17 protein-coding genes are annotated in these 19,614 nt (G+C 65.0%); all 17 read left to right on the forward strand.

Annotated elements, in window-relative coordinates:
• The first annotated feature begins 62 nt into the window (after positions 1–62).
• The 17 genes from CXR03_RS06885 to CXR03_RS06965 all read left to right on the forward strand — a co-directional run bounded on the left by CXR03_RS06885 (position 63) and on the right by CXR03_RS06965 (position 19,611).
• Positions 63–446: a DUF3040 domain-containing protein gene (locus CXR03_RS06885; protein ID WP_104054702.1), complete on the forward strand. Its 384-nt coding sequence runs from the start codon at positions 63–65 to the stop codon at positions 444–446.
• Positions 447–760: 314 nt separating this feature from the next.
• Positions 761–1,192 carry a division/cell wall cluster transcriptional repressor MraZ gene (gene mraZ, locus CXR03_RS06890; RefSeq protein ID WP_104054701.1) on the forward strand — a complete coding sequence of 144 codons (432 nt, stop codon included), beginning with the start codon at positions 761–763 and terminating at the stop codon, positions 1,190–1,192.
• 234 nt (positions 1,193–1,426) lie between these two features.
• The gene (rsmH, locus tag CXR03_RS06895; RefSeq protein WP_104102960.1) at positions 1,427–2,425 is read left to right on the forward strand and encodes a 16S rRNA (cytosine(1402)-N(4))-methyltransferase RsmH; all 999 of its coding nucleotides are present in this window, start codon (positions 1,427–1,429) and stop codon (positions 2,423–2,425) included.
• Positions 2,422–3,150, forward strand: coding sequence for a hypothetical protein (locus CXR03_RS06900; RefSeq protein WP_258073541.1), 729 nt, complete (start codon positions 2,422–2,424; stop codon positions 3,148–3,150). The genes rsmH and CXR03_RS06900 overlap by 4 nt, the downstream gene beginning before the upstream one ends.
• Before the next feature lie 34 nt (positions 3,151–3,184).
• On the forward strand, positions 3,185–4,975 hold the full coding sequence (locus tag CXR03_RS06905) for a penicillin-binding protein 2 (RefSeq protein WP_258073542.1): 1,791 nt from the start codon (positions 3,185–3,187) through the stop codon (positions 4,973–4,975).
• Positions 4,976–5,114: 139 nt separating this feature from the next.
• Entirely contained in the window at positions 5,115–6,755 is a 1,641-nt protein-coding gene (locus CXR03_RS06910; protein ID WP_104102961.1) for a UDP-N-acetylmuramoyl-L-alanyl-D-glutamate--2,6-diaminopimelate ligase, read from the forward strand.
• A 6-nt stretch (positions 6,756–6,761) separates the two neighbouring features.
• A complete protein-coding gene (murF, locus tag CXR03_RS06915; protein ID WP_104102963.1) occupies positions 6,762–8,279 on the forward strand; it encodes a UDP-N-acetylmuramoyl-tripeptide--D-alanyl-D-alanine ligase in 1,518 nt (505 codons plus the stop codon).
• On the forward strand, positions 8,279–9,382 hold the full coding sequence (mraY, locus tag CXR03_RS06920) for a phospho-N-acetylmuramoyl-pentapeptide-transferase (RefSeq protein ID WP_104104021.1): 1,104 nt from the start codon (positions 8,279–8,281) through the stop codon (positions 9,380–9,382). The genes murF and mraY overlap by 1 nt, the downstream gene beginning before the upstream one ends.
• Positions 9,364–10,941 carry a UDP-N-acetylmuramoyl-L-alanine--D-glutamate ligase gene (murD, locus tag CXR03_RS06925; protein ID WP_104102964.1) on the forward strand — a complete coding sequence of 526 codons (1,578 nt, stop codon included), beginning with the start codon at positions 9,364–9,366 and terminating at the stop codon, positions 10,939–10,941. Before mraY ends, murD begins: the two co-directional genes overlap by 19 nt.
• Positions 10,942–12,354: a putative lipid II flippase FtsW gene (ftsW, locus tag CXR03_RS06930; RefSeq protein ID WP_219816205.1), complete on the forward strand. Its 1,413-nt coding sequence runs from the start codon at positions 10,942–10,944 to the stop codon at positions 12,352–12,354. It abuts the gene before it with no gap.
• Positions 12,351–13,460 carry an undecaprenyldiphospho-muramoylpentapeptide beta-N-acetylglucosaminyltransferase gene (murG, locus tag CXR03_RS06935; protein WP_104102966.1) on the forward strand — a complete coding sequence of 370 codons (1,110 nt, stop codon included), beginning with the start codon at positions 12,351–12,353 and terminating at the stop codon, positions 13,458–13,460. The genes ftsW and murG overlap by 4 nt, the downstream gene beginning before the upstream one ends.
• Entirely contained in the window at positions 13,457–14,950 is a 1,494-nt protein-coding gene (murC, locus tag CXR03_RS06940) for a UDP-N-acetylmuramate--L-alanine ligase (protein WP_104102967.1), read from the forward strand. The genes murG and murC overlap by 4 nt, the downstream gene beginning before the upstream one ends.
• The gene (locus CXR03_RS06945; protein ID WP_104102969.1) at positions 14,943–15,875 is read left to right on the forward strand and encodes a cell division protein FtsQ/DivIB; all 933 of its coding nucleotides are present in this window, start codon (positions 14,943–14,945) and stop codon (positions 15,873–15,875) included. Before murC ends, CXR03_RS06945 begins: the two co-directional genes overlap by 8 nt.
• A 227-nt stretch (positions 15,876–16,102) precedes the next feature.
• Positions 16,103–17,299, forward strand: a complete 1,197-nt coding sequence (ftsZ, locus tag CXR03_RS06950) for a cell division protein FtsZ (protein WP_104102970.1) — start codon at positions 16,103–16,105, stop codon at positions 17,297–17,299.
• Between the two features lie 53 nt (positions 17,300–17,352).
• Complete coding sequence (locus CXR03_RS06955) at positions 17,353–18,090, forward strand: polyphenol oxidase family protein (protein ID WP_104102972.1); 738 nt, start codon at positions 17,353–17,355, stop codon at positions 18,088–18,090.
• Positions 18,091–18,182: 92 nt separating this feature from the next.
• Entirely contained in the window at positions 18,183–18,959 is a 777-nt protein-coding gene (locus CXR03_RS06960; protein ID WP_104102973.1) for a YggS family pyridoxal phosphate enzyme, read from the forward strand.
• A gap of 73 nt (positions 18,960–19,032) precedes the next feature.
• Positions 19,033–19,611 (forward strand): cell division protein SepF, encoded by a 579-nt coding sequence (locus CXR03_RS06965; protein ID WP_104054688.1) that lies wholly within the window; start codon positions 19,033–19,035, stop codon positions 19,609–19,611.
• Positions 19,612–19,614 lie beyond the last annotated feature (3 nt).

Raw genomic sequence — 19,614 nt, forward strand, 5'->3', positions numbered from 1 at the left:
CGCCCCGGCACGGGGATCGTTGGTTGCTTGACATGGGTATTTCGGACCGCAAGGAGGCAGTAATGGCACTCTCGGAACACGAGCAGCGCTTGCTGGACCAGTTGGAGCAGCAATTACACGCCGAGGACCCCAAATTTGCCAATTCCATGGCAACCCCGGCAACCACGGGCATTTCAACCAGACGGATTGTGCTTGGCGCGCTGGTTGCCATTGCGGGGATCGGACTGCTGCTCGGAGGCGTCGCCTCTGATACGCCGTTCAGCCTCGTCTTGGGCATACTGGGCTTCCTGGTCATGGGTGCGGGGGTTTACTACGCGACGACGCGCGGCAAGCGGGCCTCGCAGCCAAACTCGCCGGCACGCAAGAAGGAGCGCGAGACGAGTGCGCCGAAGAACTTTATGAGCAATTTGGAAAATAAATGGGATGAGCGCAAGCGAGACCAGTAACCGGCGGGACGGGAGAGTCTGCTCCACTTCGCTCCCCGGACCGCACGGCTCCAGAAAAGACCCGCCCAGGCGGGTCTTTTTTGTGGCTGAAAGGATGAAAGAACCCCGTCCCGGGACGCCCTCGGGCGTCCTGATCCTCCACCGACCCTGATCCGCGTCATTCTGCGGAAGAAAAGGTCCGACGCGCCGCAAACCACGTGGCTTGAACGTTGACTGTGGAGTGAAGTGGAGTAAAGTGGAGGCCATAAGAGCGTACGGGCAGTAAGGCAGGTATAGCAGGAGGAACTTCTCCCAATTCGGACAGGTGGTGACTGATGTTCCTCGGGACACATTCACCTCGCCTAGACGAGAAAGGGCGGCTCATTCTGCCGGCAAAATTCCGCGAGGAACTGGCTGGCGGACTGGTCCTTACCAGGGGGCAGGAACGCTGCATTTACGTTTTTAGCCAGAAAGAGTTTGAACGGGTGCATGAGCAGATGCGGGAAGCTCCGCTTTCCTCACGCCAGGCACGTGACTACATTCGGGTCTTCCTCTCGGGAGCCTCAGATGAAGTCCCGGACAAGCAGGGCCGGATTACCATTCCGCCGGCGCTGCGGGCCTACGCCGGACTCGGCCGCGAATTGGCCGTGATCGGAGCAGGGACCAGGGCGGAAATCTGGGACGCCACAGCGTGGCAGACCTACCTGGAAGAGCAGGAAACGGCGTTCTCGGAAACCGACGAGGACACCATCCCCGGAATCTTCTAGACCGCATGCGCGGTCAATGGCACTACCCGCCAGACACAGATCCAGCAAACCTAACCAAGTCAATCAACCACCACGCAGGGACCGGATGCAGCGGTTTCTTGCATGAGATCTCCAGCCGCCCCGCAAGGCCGGCACCTGACTTCACTTCCCCGGAGCCAGGCGCCGCAGCGTGAGGCGCGGATGGGGGTCTGATTCAAGAACTACGCCGCCGTCCCGGACGCGGAAGGACAGCAGATGAGCGAAGAACGCCCTACCGAGGAACGGCATGTTCCGGTGCTGCGTGACCGCTGCATTAATTTGCTGGCGCCGGCCATCGAAAAAGCCGTGGCGGACCACGGCAGCGCTGTGGTGGTGGACGCAACCCTTGGTATGGGCGGACACACCGAAGCCATGCTGGCACGCTTCCCGCAGCTGCACGTGATCGGCATCGACCGGGACCGGCAGGCCCTGGCGCTGGCCGGAGCGCGTCTGGCGCCCTTCGAAGACCGCATCGATCTGGTGCACGCCGTGTACGACGAAATCGCCGACGTCGTCCGCGATTTGGGTTTTACCGGAATCGACGGAGCGCTCTTCGACCTCGGAGTGTCCTCACTTCAGCTCGATGAACGGGACAGGGGCTTCGCCTACTCCTACGACGCACCGCTGGACATGCGGATGGACACCAGCCGCGGGCGCACCGCGGCTGACATCGTTAACAGCTACAGCGAAGCGGATCTTGTTTCCATCATCCGCAAGTGGGGTGAGGAAAAGTTCGCGGGCCGCATTGCCTCGGCGATTGTTTCCACGCGCGCTAACAAGCCCTTCACCACCACCGGGGAATTGGTCGATGCCATCCGTACCGTTGTGCCTGCCGGCGCGGCACGCACCGGGGGCCATCCCGCAAAGCGGACCTTCCAGGCGCTGCGGATCGAAGTCAACGAAGAGTTGGACGTTCTGGAACGTGCCATTCCTGCTTCGCTCTCGGTCCTGAACCTCGGGGGCCGGGTGGTGGTCATGTCCTACCACTCGCTGGAAGACAAGATCGTGAAGGGTGTGTTCGCTGCCGGTGCCAGGTCCTCCGCACCCAAGGGATTCCCGGTGGAACTGGAACAGCACAAGGCGCAGCTGTTGCGGCTGACCAAGGGGACTGAAGTTCCCACCGACGAAGAAATTGCCGAAAATCCCCGTGCTGCCTCCGCGAAGCTGCGGGCCGTGGAACGGATTCGCATCGCTACCGACGGGGCAGATTCATGACGCAGGTACAGACCCGGCCCCATGCAGAGAGCGCCGCACACCGCCGGACCACGCACGGCAACACCGCCAGGGCGCTGGACTGGAGCCCGGCACCGGCTCGGCCGGTACCGGTTCGTCCGGCAGCCGCCCCCGCCCCGCGCCGGAGGACTCCGCTGTCAGTGGTGCCCGCAGTGCGGCGCCGCCGCCGGGCCCCCGTTGTCATTTTCTGTTTCATTGCGCTCATCCTTGGATTGGGAGCAGTCCTGCTGCTGAACATCTCGGTTTCCAGCGGCCAGTATCAACTGGTCCAGCTGCAGAACGAGCGCACGGAACTTGCCCAGCGCAACGAGGCATTGACCCAGCAGCTGGAGAACCATCAGGCTCCCCAGGTACTGGCAGCCGAAGCCGCTGAACTGGGGATGGTGACTTCGTCCACGTTTGGAAGCATTGATTTGCAGACCCTGGCTGTGACAGGGGACCCCGTGCCGGCGGAGGAAGTCGAAGCACTGCCGGCCCTCATTCCCGCCCCCAATGTACTGACGCAGCCGGTTGCCCCGGCCGTGACGACCACGGAGGCAGAGTCGGCACCAGTGGCCGAATCGGCAAGGGCGGCCGAAGAACGGGAAATGGCTGCAGCAGAATCAACCGCCGCCGGTGAAGCTGAAGCGGAACCGGCGCCCGCATTAGAGGAAGCGGATCTGAACGGCGGAACCATTCCGGTTCCGGTCCAGAGAAGCGGACAATAAGTTTAGATTTACTAGGCAGTGACGAGGATACGTTGTGGCAAAAGTGCAGGACCCCGCGAAGGGGAACCACAGAGTAGCCGTCGTTACAGGCAGGCTCAGGACCGGGTTGATCCTGGCTCTGGTTCTGCTGACAGTGCTCAGCGTGCGCCTGTTCCAGGTGCAGGCCGTCGATCCTGAGGGGATGGCGGAAACTGCAGTCGCGGAGCGGCTGCAGACCAGAGCGGTGCCGCCGCTGCGCGGCAGCATCCTCGATTCCGAGGGCAACTATCTCGCCCGCAGCGTGGAGCGTTTTGACATCGTGGTGGATCAAACCCTCTCCCACCCCTATGTGGAGGAGCAGGAGTACGGCCGAAGCACTGCCGAGGGACAGGAAATTGTTTCCTTCGACCAGGCCTTCGAGGAGCTTTCGGCGATTCTGGGGCAGGACGCCGAAACTCTGCGAAGTGCGGTACTCGGGGATGCAAGCTTTAATTTCGTCGCCAAGACCGTGACTCCGGAAATCAAGGACAAGGTCCTGGCCGTCAAGTTTCCCGGTATTTACGCAGACCGCACCACGCTGCGCACCTATCCGTCCGGTTCGGTGGCCGGATCCATTGTTGGTTTCCTGGGAACCGACGGCCCGCAGGAGGGCATGGAGCTGACCCAGGATGACGTCCTCGCGGGTGAGGCAGGCAGCAGGACGTACGAAATTGGCGGTGACGGTATCCGCATTCCGTATGCCACCAACGAGGACGTCCCCGTGCGGGACGGAGACTCCGTCAAACTCAGCATTGACCAGGACCTGCAGTGGTTCGCCCAGCAAACCATTGCGGGCCAGGTCCAGGAGTACAACGCGGATTGGGGAAACGTGGTGGTGGTGGAGGCCAAGACCGGCCGCATCATCACGATGGCAGAGTCCACCACAGTTGATCCAAACGATCCGGGCCAAACACCGGCGGAGTCCCGGCAACCGCTGTCCGTGACCGTCCCCTTCGAACCCGGCTCCACCACCAAGGTCATCACCATGGCGGCGGCACTGGAACAGGGAATCATTGATCCGCTGTCCCAGTTCGAAATTCCGTCCACGTATACGGTCGACGGGCAGACGTTCAAGGACGCGTTTGACCACGGCACCGTGCACATGACGGCGGCGGGCATCCTGACCAAGTCCATGAACACGGGCACGGTCATGATCGGGCAGCAGCTCACTCCCCAGGAACGCTATGACTGGCTGAAAAAGTTCGGCATCGGCGAACCCCTGAACGTGGGCCTCAACGGTGAAACGGTGGGACTGCTGGCTAAACCGGAGGAATGGGACGGCAGGCAGCAATACACTGTGCTCTTCGGCCAGGGCCTGGCACAGACCGCCCTGCACACGGCGATGGTCTACCAAACGATCGCGAACGACGGCGTCCGGCTGGCACCGAGCCTGATCGACAGCTACATCGGAGCCGACGGTACGGAAACTGCCGCCGAAAAGGCAGAGTCCACCCGGGTGGTTTCGGAAGAGACCGCCCGTGAAGTCCAACACATGCTGGAGACCGTCACAGCCGAAGGTTCGGGCAAGGGAGGCGCCCTGGACCAGTACCGGGTGGGGTCCAAGACCGGTACTGCCGAGGCACCGGGAGCCAACGGTGGATACGACGGCTATACACTCTCCTATGCTGGTATTGCACCCATGGATGATCCGCAGTACGTCGTGGTGGTGACGCTGCAGCGGCCCGAAGGTTCCCTGCAGGTCCTGGACCCCGGCAAGACCTTCAAGAAGGTCATGCAGCAGGTCCTCACCACCCGAAACGTGGCGCCGTCCTCGTCGGAACCGGAGCTGTACCCCGTGGAGTACTGAAACCGGCTGCGCGTCGCCGGTCAAGCACCCAGACGGCCGTCCGTATCGGACTGATCTTTTTCGAGTACCACGTCAATTTTTCTGGAGCAGTGCAGTGCCTACAAATGATCAAAGCAATCCGCAGCAGCAGGGGAGCGGAATGCGGCCGTCAGCAGTTCAGCCGGTGTCCCTGCGGGCAGCAGCGGACTCGCTCGCAGCCGCCGGCCTGCCCGGCGTTGAGCCCGCACGCGCGGCAGATGGGGAAGCGGACATCATGCTGACCGGGCTCACGATCAACTCCCGTGAGGTCCGGGCCGGCGACCTGTACGTGGCGCTGCCCGGTGCCCGCCACCACGGCGCCCGGTTCGCTGCCTCGGCGGCCGAAGCCGGCGCGGCGGCGGTGCTGACCGATGAAGAGGGAGCACGCCAGCTGACGGAGCTGCCGGTACCTGTTTACGTCACCTCCGACCCGCGCCGGCTGGTGGGTCCGCTGGCCGGGGTGGTGTTCGGCAGCAGCCCGCAGGACGGCAGTGGTCTCACACTGTTCGGAGTCACGGGAACCAACGGCAAAACCACCACCACCTATTTCATCAATTCCCTGCTCAGCGCCCTCGGCAAGAGAACCGGGCTCATCGGAACCATCGAAATCCTTGCCGGCGGAGAACCCATCGCGAGCACCCTCACCACACCGGAATCACCCCAGGTGCACGGGCTGCTCGCCCTGATGCGCGAAAAGGGCTTGGACGCAGCCGCCATGGAAGTTTCCTCGCATGCCATTTCGTACCGGCGCGTTGACGGCGTCGTTTTTGACGTAGCCGGATTCACCAACCTCACCCAGGACCACCTGGACCTGCACGGATCCATGGAAGAGTACTTCGCGGCCAAAGCCGCCCTGTTCTCACCGGATCGGGCCCAGCGGGCCGTCATCTGCGTGGACGATGAATGGGGCGAGCGGATGGCCGCGGCGGCTCCGGTGCCGGTCTGGACGCTTGCCACGCACGACGGCGGCGCCGAAGCCCACTGGCGGGTCACCGACGTCGTCCGCGACGGGCTGGGCCACCGCTTTGTGCTGCGCGGCCCCGACGGAGCCGTTCTCCGGGCGGGAACCGGACTTCCCGGGACCTTCAACGTCTCCAACGCCGCACTTGCCGCCGTCATGGTCCTGGCCTCGGGCGTGGAGATCGCACAGCTCCAGGATGCGCTGGACCGCAGCGATCCGTTCACTGTCGAAGTTCCGGGCAGGATGCAGCTGGTGGGAGAAGCCCCGGCCGCAATTGTCGACTTTGCCCATAATCCCGATGCACTGGCCCGCACCCTGGAATCCGTGCGCCGGGAATCCCAGGACACGGGCGGATCTGCGCCTACCGGCTCCGAAAGCGGGGAAACCCCGCCGCGCGTCATCATTGTCTTCGGCGCAACCGGACAGCGCGACCAGTCAAAGCGGCCGCTGATGGGAGATATCGCCGCACGGCTCGCTGACGTGGTGATCGTCACTGACGATGACCCCCACGATGAGGATGAAGCCGCTATCCGCGCCGACGTCCTGGCCGGAGCACGCGCCGCCCGGGAGCGCGGCGCACTGGCGTGTGAAATCCTCGAGGTGGCGCCGCGTGCTGCGGCCATAGACCGCGCCGTGGCGCTTGCCCGCCCGCAGGACACGGTGCTGGTCGCCGGCCGGGGACATGAAGTATTCCAAGAAGTAAAAGGAGTGAATTTGGCCCTCGACGACCGCGTTGAACTACGGCAGGCTTTGACACGGTACGGATTCCCTGTGCTGTCCGGCGACGGGGTAGAGTCCTAAAACGTCATGATTGAACTTAGTGCAGCAGACATAGCGGCAATTACGGGCGGCGAACTGATCGGCGGTGCCGCACAGGCATCCGCGACGATCGTGAACTCGGCCACAACCGACTCTCGGGAAGCCTCACCCGGCTCCCTCTTCATCGCCAAACCCGGCGAAAACTCAGACGGCCACCTCTTCGTGGAAGCCGCCTTTGAACGCGGCGCCGTCCTGGCCCTCGTGGAGCGTCCCGTCGAGGATGCCTCCGGATCCGTATACCCTGCGGTCCTGGTTCCGGATGCTGTTCTTGCCATGGGCACCCTGGCGGCGGATATCGTCCGGCGGCTGCGGGAAACGTCGCCGCTGACCGTCATCGGAATCACCGGATCAGCAGGAAAAACCACCACCAAGGACCTGCTGGCCGGAATCCTGCGCGCCGAAGGCGAAACGGTGGCTCCCGTGGGGTCCTACAACGGCGAGGTGGGCGTTCCACTGACCATTTTCGGGGCGGACTACGGCACCCGCTACCTCGTCATGGAAATGGGTGCCACCGGCGTCGGCCACATCGAATATCTGGCTTCCATGGTGAAGCCGGACATCGGCGTCGTCCTCTGCGTGGGAACCGCGCATGCCGGCGAATTTGGCTCCGTGGAGAACATTGCCCGCGCCAAGGGTGAGATGGTGGAGGCCCTGGCCCCAGGCGGCACCGCGGTGCTGAACGCTGACGACATCCGCGTGGCCGCCATGGCTGACCGTGCCGGTGCCGGCGTCGAAATCCTGTACTTCACCTCCTCACCCGAGGAAGCCCACGGCGCCAAATCGTCCGTGCGGGCGCTGGATGCCCGGACCGACGAACAGGGACGCCCCGTCTTCACCCTCCGGTTCCCCGACGGAAGCGAGTATCCGGTGGAATCGGGCCTCATTGGTGCCCATCACACCGCAAACCTGCTGGCCGCCGCAGCCGCCGCCTTCGAGGCAGGCGTCCCGGCCGAGCGGATCGCAGCCGCACTGTCCGGGCAGAAGGCCGCCAGCCGCTGGCGCATGGAGCGCACCGACCGCCCGGACGGCGTGAGCGTCATCAACGATGCCTACAACGCCAACCCTGAATCCATGCGGGCGGCCCTGCGCACACTGGCCGAGCTGGGCCGGGGACGGCGCACCTGGGCCGTGCTGGGCGAAATGCTCGAGCTCGGGGAATCCTCCGTGACCGAACACGACGCGATCGGCCGGTACGTGGTCCGCCTGAACATCTCCCAGCTCATAGTGGTGGGCACAGGTGCCCGGGCCATGCACACAGGCGCAGTCATGGAGGGTTCCTGGGGAGACGAGTCCGTCTTCGTGGAGACCCCCGAAGATGCCGAACGCATCCTTGAGTCCTCGCTGCAGCCCGGAGACCTCGTCCTTTTCAAATCCTCAAACGGTGCAGCCCTGCGCCACCTCGGTGATCGGATAGCCTTGAACGCCCCCTCGTCAACCACCGCCCCGGCGTCCGCGCCGCAGCACACCAGCCCGGACCTCACCGGGGAAGCCGGAGGCGTCCAGTAGTGGTTTCCCTGCTTATCGGGTCTTCACTGGCTCTGATCCTTGCCTTTGCCGGCACGCCCCTGTTTATCCGTTTCCTCGTCAAGAAGAGTTACGGCCAGTTTGTCCGCGATGACGGACCGACGTCGCACCACACCAAACGGGGAACGCCCACCATGGGCGGCGCCGTCATCGTGGCGTCAGTGGTGGCGTCCTACTTCATCACGCACCTCATCAGCTTCGCGATCAATCCGCGGAGTTTTGGCCCGTCCGCTTCCGGACTGCTGCTCCTGTTCCTGATGGTCGGGATGGGGCTCGTGGGCTTCATTGACGACTACACCAAGATCTCCCGCCAGCGCAGCCTGGGGCTGAACGCCAAGGCGAAGATCATCCTCCAGACACTCGTGGGCGTCACGTTCGCCATCCTGGCCCTGAACTTCCCCAACGCCCAGGGCCGGACACCCGCGTCCACGGAGATCTCCTTTATCCGCGACACCGGCATCGACCTGGCCTTCGCAGGTACCCTGATCGGCGCCATCCTCTTCATCCTCTGGGCCAACCTGATTATCACGGGAACCACCAACGGAGTGAACCTGGCGGACGGCCTGGACGGACTCGCCGCCGGCGCCTCCATCCTGGTGTTCGGCGCCTACTTCCTGATCGGCATCTGGCAGTCCAACCAGAGCTGCGGATCACCCCGCTCAGGAGCCGTCTGCTACGAAGTCCGCGATCCCATGGACCTGGCCCTGCTGGCCGGAGCCCTGGCCGGGGCGCTGGTGGGCTTCCTGTGGTGGAACACTTCACCGGCAAAGATCTTCATGGGCGACACCGGATCCCTCGCCATCGGCGGCGCCATCGCAGCCTTCGCGATCCTCTCCCGCACCGAACTGCTGCTGGTCATCCTGGCCGGTCTCTTCGTGATCATCACGCTTTCCGTGATTATCCAGGTGGGGTACTTCAAAATCAGCGGCGGAAAACGCGTTTTCAAGATGGCTCCGCTGCAGCACCACTTTGAGCTCAAGGGGTGGGCGGAAGTCACGGTGGTGGTCCGCTTCTGGATCGTGGCCGGACTGTGCGTGGCCGTGGCCCTTGGCATCTTCTACGCGGAATGGGTGGTAGGAAATTGAGCGAAACAGCTGACTCCGCTGCCGGGACGTCCCGGCTTGACGAGCTGACCACGTGGGATGCCGACTGGCGCGGACTGCGCGTTGTCGTCACGGGAATCGGCCTCTCCGGTTTTTCGGCGGCCGATACCCTGATCGAACTCGGCGCCCGGGTAGTGGTGGTTGATGCCCGGGACACAGAGGAAAACCGGGCCAAGGCCGACACCCTGCGGATCGTTGGAGCGGCCGACGTCCTGCTGGGCGCCGATCACGCCGAAGCATTGCCCGCCGTTGACGGCGAGCCGGCTGAGCTGGTTGTCACCTCGCCCGGCTTCAGCCCCAGCCATCCGCTGATGCGGGCGGCGGCCGACGGCGGCATCCCGGTATGGGGCGACGTCGAACTGGCCTGGCGCGTCCGTATCCGTGAAGGGCGCAAGACCGCCCAATGGCTGACCATCACCGGCACCAACGGCAAAACGACCACGGTCTCGATGACCGAGAGCATGCTGCGCGCTGCGGGGCTGCGGGCCATCGCTGCCGGAAACGTCGGAACCCCCATCCTGGACGCCATTCGGGATCCGCAGGGCTATGACGTCCTCGCCGTGGAACTATCCTCTTTCCAGCTGCACTGGACGCACTCCATCTCACCGTTGGCCAGCGTGTGCCTGAACATTGCCGAAGACCACGTGGACTGGCACGGCTCCTACGAGGCCTACATGGCCGATAAAGCCAAGATCTACGAAAACACGCAGGTCGCCTGCATCTACAACGCCGAGCAGATCGAGACCGAGCACATGGTCGAAGAAGCCGACGTCGTGGAAGGCTGCCGCGCTGTGGGCTTTACGACCGGCATGCCGGCGGTCTCCATGGTGGGAATGGTGGAGAACCTGCTGGTTGACCGCGCCTTCATTGAACAGCGCAAGGATTCGGCGGCTGAGCTCGCCTCCATGGCCGATCTTGGCGAGTACGCTCCCCGGCACATGGTGGCCAATGCCCTGGCCGCCGCTGCCCTGGTCCGGGCTTACGGCGTTGAGCCGGCGGCGGTGCGGGACGGGCTTCGGACCTACGCGCCCGGAGACCACCGCATCCAGCCGGTTGCCCGCCTCAACGACATCCTGTGGATCAATGACTCAAAGGCCACCAACCCGCATGCCGCGTCCGCGTCCCTGTCTGCCTTCAACTCGGTGGTGTGGATCGCCGGGGGACTGTCAAAGGGTGTCCATTACGGGGATCTGGTCCGCGACCATGCATCCCGCCTTCGCTCCGTCGTGCTGATCGGTGCGGACTCCGCAGACCTCCGTGAGGCTTTGGCGCGACACGCGCCCGACGTCCGGGTGATTGATGCCGTTCCGCCGCACACTGGTGGAAGGCATGCCGCTGCTCCAGCGGTCAGCGGTGAGGACGTGATGGCTCTGGCTGTCGCGGCCGCAGCCGCTGAAGCCCAGTCAGGAGACACAGTCCTGATGGCGCCCGCAGCAGCGTCAATGGATCAGTTCGCGTCCTACGCGCACCGCGGAGACGCTTTCATCGAGGCCGTCCGCGGGTACGTGGAAGGACAGGCGCAGACTCCTAAGGAGCCCTAGATGGTCACTACGTCCTCAGGGAAGCCCCGGAAGCCTGTGCTCCGGTCCGCGCGCCCGGCCGCCCCCGCAGCCGCAGGCCAGTCCTCCACACGCAAGTCCTCCGCAGGCCAGTCCTCCGCTGACTCCTCTTCCGGCAGGACTACGACGGCGGCTGAGAGCGGTACGCGTGCTCCGCGCGGCACCCGCACGCCGGGAAGCTCGAAGAAGGACCCCAACAAGAAGCCATCACTGCTGGAACGCGGGATCGTGCTGCTGGAAGGCAGCCGCCGGAAAGCAACGGGGTCGGCCTACTACACCATCCTGGGTGCCGCACTGGCGCTGACCGCGATCGGCCTGATGATGGTCCTCTCCGCGTCCTCCGTGGAGTCCATTGCCGCTTCCGCCGGTGAATCCGCGGGCAGTACGTTTAGTTTCTTCGTCAAGCAGGCCATGTTTGCCGGTTTTGGCGTTGTGGCCATGCTGATGCTTTCCCGGCTTGGACCCAAGGCGTACAAGAAGCTGGCCTGGGTGCTGTTGGTCCTGGCCGTCGTGCTGCTGCTGCTGGTGTTCATCCCCGGGGTGGGCAAAGAGGTCAACGGCAACAGGAACTGGATCGAGATCGGACCGATCGGCGGCCAGCCCTCGGAAGCAGCGAAGCTGGCCATGGCCATCTGGTTCGCGTCAGTGCTGTCCCTGAAGCAGAAACTCCTCAACCAGTGGAAGCATGCCCTGGTTCCGGTGGTGTTTCCGGGCGGTACCATCCTCATCGGCCTGGTAATGATCGGCAGGGACCTCGGCACGGTGATCATCCTGGGCCTCATTATGGTGGCCGCACTGTTTTTCGCCGGAACGCCGCTGCGCTTCATCGCGGCCCTGGTGGCCGCAGGCGGCGCTGCGGCCGCCCTGATGTCGGTGGTCAGCGACAACCGTGCGGGCCGGATCAGTGCCTGGCTGGGGAAGGACTGCGGTGCCGGGCTCTGCGACCAGGCAAACGCCGGCATGTACGCCCTGGCCTCGGGAGGCTGGTTTGGGGTGGGTATCGGACAGAGCCGGCAGAAGTGGAGCTGGATCCCTGAAGCGCACAATGACTTCATCTTTGCGATCATCGGCGAGGAGTTCGGCCTGCTGGGCACGCTCCTGATCGTGCTGCTCTTCGGCGTCCTGGCGGTCGCCACCATCCGCATGACCATGCGGCACACCGATCCGTTCATCCGGATTGTCTGCGGGTCCATCCTGGTCTGGATTATCGGCCAGGCCTTTGTGAACATCGCCATGGTGACGGGCCTGCTGCCCGTGATCGGAGTGCCGCTTCCCTTCATCTCCTACGGCGGGTCTTCCCTGACCATTACCCTGGCAGCCGTGGGGGTCCTGCTCTCCTTCGCCCGGAAAATCCCCGAACACAAACTTTCTGAAAGTGAACCATCAGCTTCATGACACAACGTCCCCTTTCCCTCGTCCTCGCCGGAGGCGGCACCGCCGGGCACATCAGCCCGCTCCTCGCCGTGGCGCGCGCTGTGCGGGAGTCCGCACCGGAGTCCCGCATTAAGGTTGTGGGCACGGCCGCCGGCATGGAAACCCGGCTGGTTCCGGCCGCGGGGTTCGAGCTGGCCGTCATCGACCGGGTCCCGATGCCCCGGAAACCGGGCGGGGACCTGGTCCGGCTGCCCGGCCGGCTCCTGCAGGCCGTTCGCCAGGCCGGTGCGATTCTCGATGAAGCCGCTGCCGACGTCGTGGTGGGTGTCGGCGGGTACGTTTCCACGCCGGTCTATCTTGCTGCCCGCCGGCGGAAGCTGCCGGTCATAGTGCACGAAGCCAATGCCCGTCCCGGGCTTGCCAACCGGGTGGGCGCACGGTTCGCCGACGTCGTCGGCACCGCCTTCGCGGAGACGAAGCTGCCCCGCGCGCAACTGGTGGGCATGCCCATGCGCCGCGAAATTTCGGGACTCGACCGCAGCCGGGCGCGTGCCGGCGCGCGTACTGCCCTGGGGCTGGAGGCGGACCGTCCCACCCTGGTGGTCACCGGCGGCTCTTCCGGAGCGGCCAGCATTAACCGTGCCGTCGAGGCTGCCCTGCCGGCCCTTGCGGAAGCGGGCATCCAGACCCTGCACATCACTGGACGGGGCAAACAGCTCCTGACGTCCGAGGGCAAGCCGCTGGCGGCGCCGCTTTACCGGCAGGTCGAATATGTGGACGGGATGGAGCAGGCGTACGCTGCTGCGGACCTGCTGCTCGCCCGCTCGGGCGCCGGTACGGTTTGCGAGATCAGCGCCGTTGGCCTGCCCGCCGTGCTGGTTCCGCTGCCGCACGGCAACGGGGAACAGGCACTGAACGCAGCCGGGCTGGCGGCGGCCGGCGGAGCCGTTGTGGTTTCGGATGCACTCTTCACCGCACAGTGGATAGCGGACAGACTAATACCTTTGCTGGCCGACCCCGCAGCGCTGGACGCCATGTCCGCCGCTTCATCAGCCCAGGGCATCCGCGACGCGGACCGGCGGATGGCGGAGTTTATTCTCGAAGCAAAGGTAAGGTCACGAGCATGAGCACCCTGAATCTTTCCGACCTCGGCCGGGTGCACTTCATTGGTCTGGGGGGCGCGGGCATGTCCGCCGTCGCCCGGGTAATGATCGGCCAGGGCGTTTCCGTGTCCGGCTCGGACTCGCGCGACTCCGCAGGCCTGCGTGCTTTGGAGGCCCTTGGCGCTGCAGTGTTCGTGGGCCAGGACGCGGCCAACGTGCAGGGCGCCGACACCGTGGTGGTTTCCACCGCCATCCGGTCCGACAACCCCGAACTGGCCGCGGCCCGGGACTTGGGCCTGCGGGTCATCCACCGTTCCGAAGCACTCGCCGCGGCGATGGGGACGCAGGACACGGTTGCCGTCGCCGGAACCCACGGGAAAACCACCACCACAGCCATGGTAACCGTCCTGCTGCGCGAAGCAGGACTGGATCCCTCCTTCGCCATCGGCGGAGACGTGGCGGCACTGGGGGTGAATGCCGCGTTCGGAAGCGGCAGTGTGTTCGTCGCTGAAGCCGACGAGTCCGACGGATCGTTTCTGAATTACCGCCCGCGAATTTCCGTTATTACCAATGTCGAGGCCGATCACCTGGACCACTACGGCACCGAGGAAGCAGTCTTTGCCTCCTTCGACCGGTTTGTCCGGCTGCTGCCGGCGGACGGCCTGCTGGTGGCCTGCGCGGATGATCCCGGCGCGGCGGACGTGGTGCGCCGCTCCGGTGCCGCCCGCGTGTGCACCTACGGCTACAGCGAAAACGCAGACATCCGGATCACTGACACGCGGCCGGTCGCCAGTGGATCGGTGTCAATGCTGCGCTTCAGCCTGGACGGACTGGACTGCGAGCAGGAACTGAGGCTCCTGGTCCCCGGGGTGCACAACATCCGCAATGCCGCAGCTGCGTTCGCCGTCGGGCTCGGGCTCGGAGTTGACCCCGCCCAGGCCGCGGCAGGCCTCGCGGTGTTCTCCGGCGCAGCACGCCGCTTCGAAGCCAAAGGCGCCGTGCGCGGGGTGCGGGTCTTCGATGACTACGCGCATCATCCCACCGAGCTTGTGGCCGCGCTGGAGGCGGCGCGCACCGTTGCCGGGGACCACCGCGTGCATGTATTGTTCCAGCCGCATTTGTTCAGCCGGACGCTGGCCTTCGCGGAAGAGTTCGCTGCCGCCCTGGAACGTGCCGACACTGCCACGGTGCTGGACATTTATGCTGCCCGTGAGGATCCGGTGCCCGGCGTTACCAGCGAAGTCATCGCCTCCAGGGTGAACCGGCCGGGAGGCTACGCTCCGGATGCCGGCCAGGCGGTGCGGGATATCTGCCGCCGCGCCGCACCGGGAGACATCATCCTCACGGTTGGCGCCGGAGATGTCACGCAATACGGTGCGCACCTGGTGCAGGAACTGGCCAGGACGGCGCCCGCCTTGGCTGGGGACGCCGGCGTTCAGACCGGAGTAGAGGCAGACGCCGAACTGGAGTCGGACGCGGCACAGCCGGTGCTGCGGAAGGAACTCCGTGGCTAGCAAAAAACCCCGTCGCCCCGAGGTGGATCCCACCCGCCATGCCGGCGGCGGGCGCAGCAGCGTCCGCCGCTCCGCAGGCTACGGCGATTCCGTCTCCCGGGAGCGGAGGCTGCACGGAGGTGCCGGAAGGCCGAACCTCGCTGACGCCAGGACCGAGGGGCACACCCGGACGGAACCGGGCTCCGGGAACGGTGAAACGGTCACTGCCACGGTGCTGGCCTTTCCCGAACCGCCCGTCCGCAAACGCCGCCGGTGGCTGCTCATTTCAGTGTCGACCGCCGTTGTTCTTCTGGGCGCTTTCCTGGCATTCCTCTTCCTGTCTCCGGCGCTGGCCCTGAAGACGGTAACGGTCCAGGGAAACTCGCTGCTGCCTGAAGAAGAGGTCCACCGTGCCCTGCAGCCGCTCATGGGCGAACCGCTAACCACGATCGACGACGACGATGTTGCCGGGCTACTCGCGGACCGGCCCGAGGTGGCCGGGGTCGACGTCGTGGCCCTGCCCCCGTCCGAGATCGTGGTAACCATCACGGAACGCGTTCCGGTGGCGGTCCTGCAAACCGGAGATGCGTTTTCGCTGATTGATGAAGACGGGCTGGTGATCGGAACCGCGGCCAACCGGGCCGAGGCCAGGCTGCCGCTGATCGATGGAGGCAGCGAGGCGGTGAACAGCGCAGTATTCAGTACGGTCACCTCCGTACTGTCCGTGCTGCCGGAAAACGTTCTCGCCCAGCTGGACCACGCCGCGGCGACATCCGTTGATTCGGTGGAACTGAAGCTGGTCAACGGGCAGACGGTATTCTGGGGGAGCGCCGAATCCAATGTGGCCAAGGCGCGTGTTTTGGAAGCCCTGCTTTTGATGCCGCCCAAGGATCCGCCGATCAGCGTGTTTGACGTCAGCACCCCAACCGCTCCGGTTACGCGGTAATTTTTTCCTCCTGCGGGAAAGAATAATCCGACACGCGGCAGAGGTAATTGCAGAACCAGTTTTCGCCCCATAGCGTCACTGGTAGAGGATTACTTGACATAACTATAACCTTCAACTGGAAGCTTAGGGTTTGCGGTTGAACGTTACAGGTCAGGTTCAAGGTTTTCGGCCGGAGCATTCCGGCCACAAATGATCAGTTGCACAGATTCGAACAAGGGACACAGGACGTGGCAGCACCGCAGAATTACTTGGCCGTCATCAAGGTCGTCGGCATCGGCGGCGGTGGCGTGAACGCCGTAAACCGGATGATTGATGTAGGGCTCCGAGGTGTGGAGTTCATCGCCATCAACACCGATGCACAGGCGCTGCTGATGAGCGACGCCGACGTCAAGCTCGACGTCGGCCGCGAACTGACGCGCGGCCTGGGCGCCGGCGCGGACCCCGAGGTGGGCCGCAAGGCCGCCGAGGACCACGCCGAAGAAATCGAGGAAGTCCTGCGCGGAGCGGACATGGTCTTCGTGACCGCAGGCGAGGGCGGCGGCACCGGCACCGGTGGCGCACCTGTCGTGGCCCGCATTGCCCGGTCCCTTGGCGCCCTGACCATCGGCGTGGTGACGCGGCCCTTTACTTTCGAAGGCCGCCGCCGTTCCAACCAGGCTGAGTCCGGCATTGATACGCTGCGCGACGAAGTCGACACCCTCATCGTCATCCCCAACGACCGCCTGCTCTCCATCAGCGACCGGAACGTGTCCATGCTGGACGCTTTCCGCTCGGCGGACCAGGTGCTGCTTTCCGGTGTCCAGGGCATTACCGACCTGATCACCACGCCGGGCCTGATCAACCTCGACTTTGCCGACGTCAAATCCGTCATGCAGGGTGCCGGTTCCGCCCTCATGGGTATCGGTTCCGCGCGGGGAGAGGATCGCGCCGTCAAGGCGGCCGAGCTGGCCATAGCGTCTCCTCTGCTGGAAGCGTCCATCGACGGCGCCCACGGCGTCCTGCTCTCCATCCAGGGCGGCTCCGACCTCGGCCTGTTCGAGATCAACGAGGCCGCGCGGCTGGTGCAGGAAGTTGCCCACCCGGAAGCCAACATCATCTTTGGTGCCGTTATTGACGATGCCCTCGGTGACGAAGCGCGCGTCACCGTGATCGCTGCGGGATTTGACCAGGTGGACGTCACCTCGCAGCCCGTCTCGCACAAGCCGGCCGAACCTGCGCTGCCCCCGGCCAGCGCACCGGCCGGTGGCGGTTACGCGGCCGCTGCACCTGCTTCGGCAGGGCTGTCGGCATGGTCGCAGCGCTCCACGCAGCACAGCGATGTTCCTGCGGACGCAGGCTTCGACGTGGACCTGCCCGCCGTCGTGGAGTCAGATCTGTCCACGGGTCGCAATGATGACCTGGATGTCCCTGACTTCCTGAAGTAACACCGATCCGGGTTCTTGACCCGGACCATTTAGCGCAGCGAGGTTGTTCGACAATGTTTTGGTGGCAGACGCAGGCCGGTGACGGCCTGACGGTCGCGTTCACCAGTACAGAGGCGGGCAACCTCGCTTTGCATGTGGGGGATGACTCGGCACTGGTATTGCGGCGCCGCCGGGCGCTGGAGGCGCACATGGGTGTGCCGGCCGGGTCGCTGCGCTTCATGAACCAGGTGCATTCGGCTGCCGTCGCCTCGGTGTCCGGCCCGTCACCTGCCGGGCCGGGTGCCGCTCCGATGGCGGACCCGCTCACTGCGGACCCACTCACCGCAGACGCCCTCGTCAGCGCGGATGGCTCCGTGCCGCTGGCCGTCATGGTTGCCGACTGCGTGCCCGTGGTGCTGACCGGGCGGAACGGGGCCGGGGTGGTGACGGGGGTTGCCCATGCCGGACGCCGGGGATTGCTCGACGGCATCCTCGCCAACACTGTGCAGGAGATGGCCGCCGCGGGCGCTGAGAGCCTCCGCGCCTGGATTGGGCCGTCCGTGTGCGGGGAGTGCTACGAGGTTCCCGCAGTGATGCAGCGGGAGGCAGCCGAGGTGATGCCGGAACTGCGCTCGACCACCCGCTGGGGAACTCCTGCCCTGGACCTTCCCGCCGGTGCCCGGACACAGCTGGAAGCTCTGGGGGTCGACGTCGTCCGGCTCCCCGGCTGCACCCTCGAATCCACCGACCTTTACTCGCACCGCCGCAGCAGCAGCGCAGGGCGCTTCGCCGGGCTGATCTGGCGAAACTGACGTTTGGGATCCCGGGATCCCGGGATCCCGGGACCCCGGACGGCCCGCAGCTCCGCCTGCCTGAAATACCTGCTTGATACAAGGAGCACCCCATGACTGCCAGCCTTACCCCCGCCGATCGGTCCGCTGAACTTTCGAACCGGCTCAAGCGGGTGCACACGCGCATCACTTCAGCTACAGCCGGTGGGGCCGCACCAACCCTCATAGTGGTCACAAAGTATTTTCCAGCCTCGGATGTCGATCTCCTGGCCGGCATGGGCGTCACTGACGTCGGTGAAAACAAGGACCAGGAGGCTGCTGCAAAAGCTTTGTCAGTTCAGGCTCAGGGTCTGAACTGGCATTTCATCGGCCAGCTGCAAAGCAACAAGGCGAAATCCGTGGTCCGCTATGCTGCCGCGGTGCATTCAGTGGACCGGCTCTCGCTGGTCACAGCCCTTGGCAAAGCCATGGCTGCTGAACAATCGCGCCGGGCCCAGGCAGGGGAGCAGCCCAGAGCTGACCTGGACGTGTTTTTGCAGGTGGATCTGCGGGAGCAGACACCCGCAGGGGGATCTTCCGGCGGAGGCGCAGGGACCGGCGCAGCCCGCGGGGGAGCGTTGCCGCGGGAGCTGCCCGAGCTGGCTGAGGCAGCCGCGGCAACCCCCGGTCTCCGCCTGGCCGGGGTCATGGCGGTGGCGCCCCTTGGCGCCGATGCCCGGGAGGCATTCGCCCGTCTGGCGACCCTGTCCGGCGAGCTGCAGAGGGACCATCCCGGGGCGGACGCGATCTCGGCAGGCATGAGCGGGGACCTGGAAGCAGCGTTGGAAAACGGGGCGACACACCTGAGGATCGGCTCCGATATTCTCGGGCCCCGGCCCCCGGTACGGTAGCGTCTATTGCAGGAAAGTCCCTCATCTGGCGAGGGGCGGGTGCTACGGCGCTGAAGTTCTAGAAGGAGCAACCATGGCTGGCGCAATGCGCAGGACAATGATCTACCTTGGGCTCGCCGACGGTGAAGAGCCCTACGAGTCTGAGCAGAAGAGCCAGCGGGAAGCCCCGGTGCGCAGCGCCGAGGAGTACACCCCCGAGTACGAGCGCACGGAGCGCCCCGACCGGGCTGAACGCGCCGAGCGGACTGAGCGGTCAGACCGTGACGCCGAGCCTGCACCGGCACCTGTGGTCCGCACCGCAGTCGAAGAATACCGGGCACCGGTCACCCCGATCAAGCGAGCCCCGTCATCCCGAGAGGAAGTGGCTGGCTTGCGCCAGATCACCACCGTTCATCCCCGTTCCTACAACGACGCCAAGATCATCGGTGAGAGCTTCCGGGACGGGATTCCCGTGATTATGAATGTCACCGACATGGGCGAAGCAGATGCGAAGCGCCTCGTCGATTTCTCTGCTGGCCTTGTCTTTGGGCTGCGCGGTAGCATTGAGCGCGTGACCAACAAGGTGTTCCTCCTGTCGCCGTCCTACGTGGAGGTGCTGGGGGATGACAAAAAAGTCAGTGAATCCCAGTCGGCATTCTTCAATCAGAGCTGACCG

Origin of the sequence: Arthrobacter sp. 08Y14 (assembly GCF_002929455.1) — a bacterium.
In the GTDB taxonomy this organism is placed as follows: domain Bacteria; phylum Actinomycetota; class Actinomycetes; order Actinomycetales; family Micrococcaceae; genus Arthrobacter_B; species Arthrobacter_B sunyaminii.

Bases quoted from the DNA above. Each gene is read 5' to 3' on its own strand.
- murD (WP_104102964.1), top strand. From the start codon at position 9,364: ATGGGTGGTAGGAAATTGAGCGAAACAGCTGACTCCGCTGCCGGGACG.
- ftsW (WP_219816205.1), top strand. From the start codon at position 10,942: ATGGTCACTACGTCCTCAGGGAAGCCCCGGAAGCCTGTGCTCCGGTCC.
- rsmH (WP_104102960.1), top strand. From the start codon at position 1,427: ATGAGCGAAGAACGCCCTACCGAGGAACGGCATGTTCCGGTGCTGCGT.
- murG (WP_104102966.1), top strand. From the start codon at position 12,351: ATGACACAACGTCCCCTTTCCCTCGTCCTCGCCGGAGGCGGCACCGCC.
- CXR03_RS06960 (WP_104102973.1), top strand. From the start codon at position 18,183: ATGACTGCCAGCCTTACCCCCGCCGATCGGTCCGCTGAACTTTCGAAC.
- murC (WP_104102967.1), top strand. From the start codon at position 13,457: ATGAGCACCCTGAATCTTTCCGACCTCGGCCGGGTGCACTTCATTGGT.
- murF (WP_104102963.1), top strand. From the start codon at position 6,762: ATGATTGAACTTAGTGCAGCAGACATAGCGGCAATTACGGGCGGCGAA.
- CXR03_RS06965 (WP_104054688.1), top strand. From the start codon at position 19,033: ATGGCTGGCGCAATGCGCAGGACAATGATCTACCTTGGGCTCGCCGAC.
- CXR03_RS06910 (WP_104102961.1), top strand. From the start codon at position 5,115: ATGCGGCCGTCAGCAGTTCAGCCGGTGTCCCTGCGGGCAGCAGCGGAC.
- mraZ (WP_104054701.1), top strand. From the start codon at position 761: ATGTTCCTCGGGACACATTCACCTCGCCTAGACGAGAAAGGGCGGCTC.
- CXR03_RS06955 (WP_104102972.1), top strand. From the start codon at position 17,353: ATGTTTTGGTGGCAGACGCAGGCCGGTGACGGCCTGACGGTCGCGTTC.
- CXR03_RS06900 (WP_258073541.1), top strand. From the start codon at position 2,422: ATGACGCAGGTACAGACCCGGCCCCATGCAGAGAGCGCCGCACACCGC.
- CXR03_RS06885 (WP_104054702.1), top strand. From the start codon at position 63: ATGGCACTCTCGGAACACGAGCAGCGCTTGCTGGACCAGTTGGAGCAG.